We start from the raw sequence: 8,689 nt of genomic DNA on the forward strand, positions 1-8,689 counted from the left end.
AGATCGTCATGCTGGAACTACTCGAAGGAACCGCACGCCACAACGGCCTGGTCACCGCATTTGCGCTGGTGGGCCTGGTGATGCTGGTGTCGATGAAACTTTCGCGCCACCTGACCATGGGCCGCGTGCACGGCTCCGCCATCGCCATCGTGATTGGCCTGGGCCTGGCCTACTGGGGCGGCGTACAGACCGGCGGCACCAAGGGCCTGGCCGACGTCTCGCTGTTTGCCGGCGTGGGCCTGATGGGCGGCGCCATGCTGCGCGACTTTGCCATTGTCGCCACCGCGTTCGAAGTGCAGGTGGTGGAAGCGAAAAAGGCCGGTATGGTCGGCGTGGTGGCGCTGTTGCTTGGCACCCTGCTGCCGTTCGTCGTGGGCGCTTGCGTGGCCTACGCCTTCGGCTACCGCGATGCGGTCAGCATCACCACCATCGGCGCCGGCGCGGTCACGTACATCGTCGGCCCGGTCACCGGTGCGGCCATCGGCGCCACCTCGGACGTCATGGCGCTGAGCATTGCGGCCGGCTTGATCAAGGCCATCCTGGTGATGGTCGGCACGCCGGCTGCCGCCAAGTTCCTGGGTCTGCGCACGCCGCGTTCGGCGATGGTTTTCGGCGGCCTGGCCGGTACCGTGTCCGGCGTCTCGGCAGGACTGGCAGCCACCGACCGCAGGCTGGTGCCGTATGGCGCGCTGGTGGCCACATTCCACACGGGGCTGGGCTGCCTGCTGGGACCATCGCTGTTATTCTTTGCCACCCGCGCCATCGTTGGATAACGTCATGAGAAACCACCCCCGCCCGCACGACCTGCTGTTTTTGCGCCTGCCCGACCGCTTTGACACGGGAGGCGACTGGCCGGCGTGGCTCGACGCAGCATGGCTCACGCAAGCGCCGCTGGTGGTGCGGCGCGAGGCGGCGCCGGGCAGCCTGCTGCCGGTGGGTGCGCGCGGCCTGACCCGCAGCGAGCGCTGCAAGGGCTATGTGCAGCGCGATGCCGTGGTCAGGTGCGTCACGCCCGAAATGCTGGCGCGTCTGCACCCGCCCACGGTGCATACGGTACATTCGGTGCAGGCGGGCGAGTGTCAGTCGGACTTGCCGCCGCTGCGGGCCTTGGCCGCCATGGCGCCGCGCCTCAAGGAACTGGGTCTGGTGTGGGGACCCACCGGCGGCGCCGGCTTCTACCTGGCCAGCGGCCTGCCGGTGCTGCGCGCGGATAGCGACCTCGATCTGCTGCTGCGCGCGCCCGCGCCGCTGCCGGCCTGGCTGATCGACTGCCTGCTGCGCTTGCAGGAGCAGCAGGACTGCCGCGTCGATATCCAGGTCGATACGGGCGCAGGCGGCTTTGCCCTGAACGAGTACGCGCGTGGCGGCCGGGTGCTGCTCAAGACTGCGCACGGGCCAGTGCTGGCGGCCGATCCGTGGCATGCACCCGAAGTGCAGCGCGAGGCGGCATGAGCGCGCTGTTTACCTTCCCCGGCCAGGGTGCGCAAAAGCCGGGCATGCTGCACGCCCTGCCCGCCCATGCCGTGGTAACCGATACGTTGTCCGTAGCTTCCACCGCGCTGGGCCGCGATGTGCTGCTGCTCGATAGCGCCGACGCGCTGCGCTCCACCGTCGCCGTGCAACTATGCCTGCTGGTGGCCGGCGTGGCGGCTGCGCGTTACCTCGCGGTGCTGGGCGCGCAGCCGGCAATGGTGGCCGGCCTGTCGATCGGCGCCTATCCCGCTGCCGTCACTGCCGGCGTGCTCGATTTGGCCGATGCCGTGCGGCTGGTGCGCCAGCGCGCGCAATCGATGGAAGAAGCTTATCCCACCGGCTATGGCATGACAGCAGTGACCGGGCTGCTGGAGGCGCAACTGGCACCGCTTGTGGCGCAGGTGCACAGCGCGGCGACGCCGGTGTACCTGGCCAACCTGAACGGCCCGCGCCAGCTGGTGATTGCCGGTTCCGATTCAGCCATGGCGGCGGTAGCCGCACTGGTGCAGGCCAGCAGCCTGGGCGCCAAGGCCGAGCGGCTGGCGGTGAGCGTGCCGTCGCATTGCGAATTGTTCGAGCGGCAGGCACAGCAACTGGCAGCGGCAATGGCCACTGTGCCGCTGCATCGGCCCTGCGTCACCTACATCAGCGGCAGCGCGGCGCGCGCGCTGTTCGACGGCGCGGCCGTCGGCGCCGACCTGGCCGCGAACATGGCCCGGCCGGTGCACTGGCACGACAGCGTGCGCCACGCGTGGGAGCGCGGTGCGCGGCTGGCCGTCGAGATGCCCAGCGGGAGCGTGCTGACCAGGTTGGCGCAGCCGGTGTTCGACGGCGGCGTGGCGGTCAGTTGCGAGGGGATGCGGTTCGAGGATATTGCGCAGCTGGTTGCGACACATGGCGGCTAGTGGCGCGGCTTTGTCCAGCCTGCGCAAGAGTTGAATCAAAATTGCAAATTAGCAATGGTCGCGCTATGCTGCCAACATGACATCTCCCCTGCTGCAAGACCCACTATTAGAAAGCATCGTGCAACCGCTGTTGAACGCCTTCGTTCACTATGGGCTGCCAGCCCTGGCGCTGTGCGCCGTGCTGTCCTTCATCAGTGCACGACTCTCTGTCCGAAAACGGCGCCAACGCAACCGGCAGCGACAGGCGCGTCAGACGCCTCGATGACCGCTCGCACCGGAACAAGCAGGCAGCGGACGCCGACCGCGACGCCATGCTGCGCAATGCCGGCTATCGTACCTTGCGCTACCAGGGCATCCCGCCGGGTAACGACATACGGCGCTTAGGCCGCCGCCGCCAGAGCTGCACTAACTCTGAGCTGGCGGTTTTGCCGCCACCAATGCCTCGCTGACCGTCCACAAGCGCTCCGCCACGATGTCGTCGTGCGCAACCGGGTTGGGTGAGGCGAGTGGCCAGCCACCCTGGCGCGCAGCCTTGTCGCGGTAGCGGGCAATCTGGCTGTAGTAGGCGCCGGAATGCTGTTCAACCTCCGGCGCAAGCAAGGCATGCAGAGATGTCTGGGTACCTTCCCACGGTTCGATCAGGCCGGCCAGGCGCAGCACCGGGATTATCAGCAGGCGTTGCAGCCACATCGGCACCGGGATCGACATCAGGTTGGTGCGTACAAAACCCGGGTTGACGCTGACGGCCGTAACGCCAGTGCCGGCAACCCGCCGGGCCAGTTCACGCGCATGGAGCAAATTGGCCAGCTTCGATTGGGCATAGGCTTCCCAGGAGTCGAACGGGCGCCGGTGATAGTTGAGGTCGTCGAAATGAATCTCGCCCTTGCGCCCCATCGAGAATTCGTGGAAATAGCTCGACAGATTGACCACCCGCGAAGGCGCACCTGCGATCAGGCTGTCCAGCAGCAGATTGGTCAGGAGGAAGTGGCCCAGGTGGTTGACGCCGAACTGGGTTTCGAATCCATCCCTGGTGCGCCCGAACGGGGTGTTCATCACGCCGGCATTGTTGACCAGTCCTTGCAGGCTGGGGTGATGTTGGATCACTTCCTGTGCGAAGCTCCGCACCGACGCCAGGTCATCCAAATCCAGGCGGTAGACGAACAGTTGCGCCGCTGGCAGCTCGCGCATCATGTCTGCCGCGACCCGCTGCCCCTCCTGCACCCGGCGCACGCCCATCACCACGGTAGCGCCTTGCCGCGCGAGCTGTTGTGCGGTTACCAGACCGATGCCCGAATTGGCCCCGGTAATGACGTAGGTCTTGCCATGTAAGTCTGCTGCGAGTAATTCCGGGCGAACCATCAGTGGGATAGGCATCGAGCGCTCCAGGGGTGAGATATAATAAGGAACCAGTGGTCTTGAATATACAAGACCACTGGTCTCCTGTCAAGTGATAGAAGCTCATCCTGGGCCCAACCAGGCAATTTCAATTACGGAGGATCATTTTGATGAGAACACGAGAGCCATTTCAGCGTGCGCGCCGACCGGAGCAAAAAGAGGAGCGTCGGGTGCATTTGCTGGAAACGGCCAGGACCGCGCTGAACGGCGGCATGGAGCTGGCAGACCTGGGGCTGAACGAGCTGGCGCGCCAGGCACAAATGACCAAGTCGAACGTGTATCGATACTTCGAGAATCGCGAGGCGTTGTTGCTGGCCTTGCTGGAGGAGGCCGGGATGCAATGGCAGGCCGATCTAGCGCAGCGCCTGGCGGCAATCGAGCGCCCGGCGGCCGATACCGTGGCGCGGGCGTTTGCTGCAACGTGCGGGGCGCATCCGTTGATGTGCCGCCTGTTCAGCATTTTGCCGTCCATCATAGAACACAATGTTTCGACCGAAAGGCTGGCCGATTTCAAACAGAACTCGCTCGAACTTGTCGGCCAGGCAGCGCGGCGGCTGCACCATGCCATGCCCGCAATCGCGCCGTCCGCCAGCGTTACATTCATGCGCCAGTCGATCGCCCTGATCATCGGACTATGGCCGCTGAGCCATCCTTCGCCTGCCCTGGCGCAGGCCCTGGCATCACCGGAACTGGCAACCATGCGCTACGACTTCGAGACCGACTTGGCCACCGCGCTGGCGCTGCTGTTGAGGGGGTTGGCGGCTGCGGGAGACTGAGGCCCGAATTGCCTCCGCGCTCATTTGGGCGTGGGCTGGCCTGCCATCCGGTCCAGGTAAGAGCGCAACTGCTCCCCCATCTGCTCCTGCGCCTGGGCGCGTGCTTCGGCCTGCGCCAGCAGCAGTTCCAGCTCGCGTGCCCTGGCCTGGGCTGGCGCCTGCGCCGCATTCAGGGCCTGCACCTGCTCACCGAGCCGCTCGTTGTGCGCCATGCTGGTTGCCAGTTGCCGTTCGAGATCGCCGGCATGGCGCTGCTGCGCCTGCAGTTGCTCGACTTTTTGTTCGAGCTTGCGGGCGTTGGTCAGCTGTTCGTACAGCGACTGCTGGGTGTGCGCCAGCTCGGTTGCGATGCGGCTGCTCTCCCTGGCTAGTTGCGCCAGTTCGTCCTGCTTGACGTTGAACGCCAGGCGCTGCTGGCGCAACTCGGTTTGCAGCCGCGCTTCGTGCTCGCGCGTGGTGCGCAATTCGCTTTCCAGCTGGCGGTTCACTTGCGCCAGTTGCTGCTCTTTGTCGGCCAGCTCCGCGCGCGCGATATCGAGCTGATCGTCGGCATCCTGCCGCAAGCGCGCCCCCAGCCGCTCGACCAGGTCGTGCAGGGCGTCGCTGATGGTCGCTGGACGTGCATTGCCCGGGCCGACTGCACCGCCCTGCTCTTCGTCGAGTTCTTTCAGGTACTTGTGGATGGTGGTCTTGGAGCCGGTGTTACCCAGCGCAACACGCACCGCATCCACCGAGGGGTACTGCCCCTGCGCCACCAATCCCGCGCGTGCTTGTTCAACTTCTTCTTTCGACAGCCCGGTACGTGCCATTTCTTGATCCCTCATAACGTAACGTATTACATACCACGTATTATGTAATACACGAAAATGCAAAGCAAGCGCTTGCTGTATCATCGGACCATCACAACTTCAAAAACCGCCATGGCACGCGACAATATCAACGACATTCTCGTCTTTTTTGCCGTCGCGCGCGAGCGCAGTTTTACGCGGGCTGCCGCCAAGCTCGGCATGACGCAGTCGGCGCTCAGCCACATCATCCGCGGGCTCGAGGAACGTCTCGGTGTACGCCTGCTCACGCGTACCACCCGCAGCGTCTCGCCCACCGAGGCTGGCGAGCGCCTGCTGCTCAACGTGGCGCCGCGCCTGGAGGAAATCGAGGCGGAGATTGCGGCCGTGAGCGACCTGGGCGACAAGCCGGCCGGCACCATTCGCATCACGGCCATCGACCTGGTGGTCGATACGATCCTGTGGCCGCGTATCGCACCGCTGCTGCCGCTCTACCCGGACCTGCACGTGGAAATCAACTCCGACTACCGGCTGGTCGATATCGCGGCCGAACGTTACGACATCGGCGTGCGTCACGGTGACCAGGTGGACAAGGACATGATCGCCGTGCGCCTCACGCCTGACGTCCCGATGCGCATCGTCGGCGCGCCATCGTACTTCGCATGGCACAGCAAGCCGACCACGATCGCCGAGCTGCTGCGGCAGAACTGCATCGCGCTGCGCTTTGCCGGCAGTGGCGGCCTGTATGCGTGGGAGCTGTGCGAAAACGGCAAGCCGGTGGAGGCACGCGTGCGCGGCCAGGCGGTATTTACCAGCGTGTACCCGATGCGCGACGCTGCCATTGCCGGTTGCGGCCTGGCGTTCCTGCCCGGCGACCTGGTGGACGAACATGTCGCCGCCGGTCGCCTGGTGTCGGTGATGGAGGATTGCTGTCCGAATTTCGAGGGACTGCACGCCTACTATCCAAGCCGGCGGCAGTCCTCGCGGGCGCTGTCGCTGGTGATTGAGGCGATCAGGATGAAAAACTAGACCGCCGGCAGTTGCGCCAGCAGCTTGTCGAGCGTGACCGGGTAGTCGCGCGTGCGGATGCCGGTGGCGTTGTGGATGGCGTTGGCCACTGCCGCGCCCACGCCGCACAGACCCAGCTCACCGATGCCCTTGGCCTTCATCGGCGACGACATCGGGTCGGTTTCGTCGAGGAAGATCACTTCCTGGTGCGGGATGTCGGCATGCACCGGCACTTCGTACCCGGCCAGGTCGTGGTTGACGAAAAAGCCCAGACGCTGGTCCACTACCAGGTGCTCCATCAACGCCCCACCCACGCCCATGGTCATCGCGCCGATCACCTGGCTGCGCGCGGTCTTGGGGTTGAGGATGCGGCCCGCAGCGCACACGGCCAGCATGCGCCGCACCCGCACTTCGCCAGTGGCGACGTCCACGCCCACTTCGACGAAGTGCGCGCCGAACGTCGATTGCTGAAATTTCTTATCGAGGTCGCCGAATTCGATTGAGTCTTCCGCTGTGATGGCGCCACTGGCGGCTACCGTCGATAAGGCCACCGTCTTGCCGCCGGCGCGCACCTGGCCACCGGAGAAATCGGCGGCGGCCGGATCGAGACCGGCCTGGCGCGCGATCTGTTCGCGCAGCCTCACGCACGCGGCATACACGCCCGAGGTGGCGCTATTGGCGCCGAATTGGCCGCCCGAACCTGCCGACACCGGAAAGGCGGAGTCGCCCAGCCGCACTTTCACCCGTTCGACCGCAACGCCCAGCATTTCGGCCGCGGTCTGGGCAATGATGGTGTAGCTGCCGGTGCCGATGTCGGTCATGTCGGTTTCCACCGTGACCGTGCCGTCCGGTTCGAGCCGCACGCGGGCGCCGGACTTGAGCACGATGTTGTTGCGGAACGCAGCCGCCACGCCCATGCCCACCAGCCAGCGGCCATCACGGCGCGCGCCCGGTTGCGCGCTACGTTGGTCCCAGCCAAACTGGCGCGCGCCCTGGCGCAGGCATTCCACCAGGCGCCGCTGCGAGAACTTGCGATCGCGGTGCTCCGGATCGACCGTGGTGTCGTTGAGGACGCGAAAGGTCACCGGGTCCATCTTCAATTTCTCCGCCATCTCGTCGATCGCCACTTCCAGCGCCATCAGGCCCGGCGCCTCGCCCGGGGCGCGCATGGCGTTCCCTTCCGGCAGATCGAGCGTGGCCAGCATCATGCGCGTCAGGCGGTTGGCGCCGGCGTACAGCAGGCGCGTTTGCGCGACCGCCGCTTCCGGACCACCACCTGCCAGATCACCGGACCAGCTCTCGTGGGCGATGGCGGTAATACGGCCTTCACGCGAGGCGCCGATGCGGATGCGCTGGATGGTGGCCGGCCGGTGCGTGGTGTTGTTGGCGATCAGCGGGCGTTGCAGCGTCACCTTCACCGACCGCTTGACAGCCTTGGCGCCCAGCGCGGCCAGCACGGTTTCGCTGCGCAGGAACAGCTTGCCGCCAAACCCGCCGCCAATGTACGGGGACACCAGGCGCACCTTCTCCTTCGGCATACCCAGCGTGGTGGCCAGGTCGGTACGGGTCCAGTCGATCATCTGGTTCGAGATCCACACGGTGAGCTGGTCGCCGGTCCACGACGCGATCGACGCGAACGGCTCCATCATGGCGTGGCTCTGGTCGGGCGTGCTGTAGGTCGCGTCCAGCTTGACCGGGGCACTGGCAAACGCGCTCTCGAAGTTGCCGGTGCGGTCTTCATCCTTGTTGCCGGATTTGACGGGCTTGGCCGCCGTCATCGCGGCCTTGAGGTCGAAGGCGCCGCTCGCAGCCTCGTAATCGACCCGCACCAGCGCTGCGGCGGCGCGCGCCTGCTCGAACGTCTCGGCCACCACCAGCGCCACGGCCTGGTGATAGTGCTGCACCTCGGGACCGGCCACCAGGTGGGCGGTATTGAATTTACCCTTACCCAGCCTGCCCGCGTTCTCGTACGTGACGATCGCCAGCACGCCCGGCGCCTTGCCCGCCGCCGCGCTTTCGATGACCCTGATGCGCCCTTTCGGGATGGCCGCGCCGATCACGTAGCCGTAAGCCGCATTGGGCGCGGCCTCGTGCTGTTCGTAGGCATAAGGCGCTTGTCCGGTGGTCTTGAGCGGGCCGTCGATGCGGTCCAGCGGTTGGCCCACCACCTTCATCTGGTCGATCGGATTGGTGGTTGCCGGCTTGGTGAATTTCATGTCTTATCCTTTCAGGATGGCGTCGAGCGTGCGTTGCACCAGCACGACCTTGAAGGCGTTTTCTTCGGTGGTACGGGCGCCGGCCAGCAGTTGCGCCGACGCTGCCCTGGCGCCCTGCGTCAGGGCAGCGT

General features: G+C 65.8%; 8 protein-coding genes. 5 read left to right on the top strand and 3 right to left on the bottom strand.

Annotated elements, in window-relative coordinates:
• Window positions 1–8: 8 nt before the first annotated feature.
• Genes madM through mdcH form a run of 3 tightly spaced genes read left to right on the top strand, consistent with a single transcriptional unit; the run spans window position 9 to window position 2,378 of the window.
• Window positions 9–773 carry a malonate transporter subunit MadM gene (gene madM / locus DUPY_RS06665; protein WP_070247043.1) on the top strand — a complete coding sequence of 255 codons (765 nt, stop codon included), beginning with the start codon at window positions 9–11 and terminating at the stop codon, window positions 771–773.
• Between the two features lie 4 nt (window positions 774–777).
• Window positions 778–1,452, top strand: a complete 675-nt coding sequence (locus DUPY_RS06670) for a malonate decarboxylase holo-ACP synthase (protein WP_070247044.1) — start codon at window positions 778–780, stop codon at window positions 1,450–1,452.
• Window positions 1,449–2,378 carry a malonate decarboxylase subunit epsilon gene (mdcH, locus tag DUPY_RS06675; protein WP_070247045.1) on the top strand — a complete coding sequence of 310 codons (930 nt, stop codon included), beginning with the start codon at window positions 1,449–1,451 and terminating at the stop codon, window positions 2,376–2,378. The genes DUPY_RS06670 and mdcH overlap by 4 nt, the downstream gene beginning before the upstream one ends.
• A gap of 405 nt (window positions 2,379–2,783) precedes the next feature.
• On the opposite strand, the gene DUPY_RS06680 is transcribed toward mdcH, so the two are convergent.
• Window positions 2,784–3,752 carry an SDR family NAD(P)-dependent oxidoreductase gene (locus tag DUPY_RS06680; RefSeq protein WP_084640573.1) on the bottom strand — a complete coding sequence of 323 codons (969 nt, stop codon included), beginning with the start codon at window positions 3,750–3,752 and terminating at the stop codon, window positions 2,784–2,786.
• A gap of 191 nt (window positions 3,753–3,943) precedes the next feature.
• Between DUPY_RS06680 and DUPY_RS06685 the strand changes: the two genes are divergently transcribed.
• Entirely contained in the window at window positions 3,944–4,549 is a 606-nt protein-coding gene (locus DUPY_RS06685) for a TetR family transcriptional regulator (protein WP_229255261.1), read from the top strand.
• 20 nt (window positions 4,550–4,569) lie between these two features.
• Here the strand turns inward: DUPY_RS06685 and DUPY_RS06690 are convergent, their stop codons facing one another.
• Window positions 4,570–5,358: a DNA-binding protein gene (locus DUPY_RS06690; RefSeq protein WP_084640574.1), complete on the bottom strand. Its 789-nt coding sequence runs from the start codon at window positions 5,356–5,358 to the stop codon at window positions 4,570–4,572.
• A 111-nt stretch (window positions 5,359–5,469) separates the two neighbouring features.
• Between DUPY_RS06690 and DUPY_RS06695 the strand changes: the two genes are divergently transcribed.
• Window positions 5,470–6,363, top strand: a complete 894-nt coding sequence (locus DUPY_RS06695; protein WP_070247049.1) for a LysR family transcriptional regulator — start codon at window positions 5,470–5,472, stop codon at window positions 6,361–6,363.
• Here the strand turns inward: DUPY_RS06695 and paoC are convergent.
• Window positions 6,360–8,558 (bottom strand): aldehyde oxidoreductase molybdenum-binding subunit PaoC, encoded by a 2,199-nt coding sequence (paoC, locus tag DUPY_RS06700; RefSeq protein WP_070247050.1) that lies wholly within the window; start codon window positions 8,556–8,558, stop codon window positions 6,360–6,362. The genes DUPY_RS06695 and paoC overlap by 4 nt on opposite strands.
• Window positions 8,559–8,689 lie beyond the last annotated feature (131 nt).

This window comes from Duganella phyllosphaerae (genome assembly GCF_001758785.1).
Lineage (GTDB): Bacteria > Pseudomonadota > Gammaproteobacteria > Burkholderiales > Burkholderiaceae_D > Rugamonas > Rugamonas phyllosphaerae.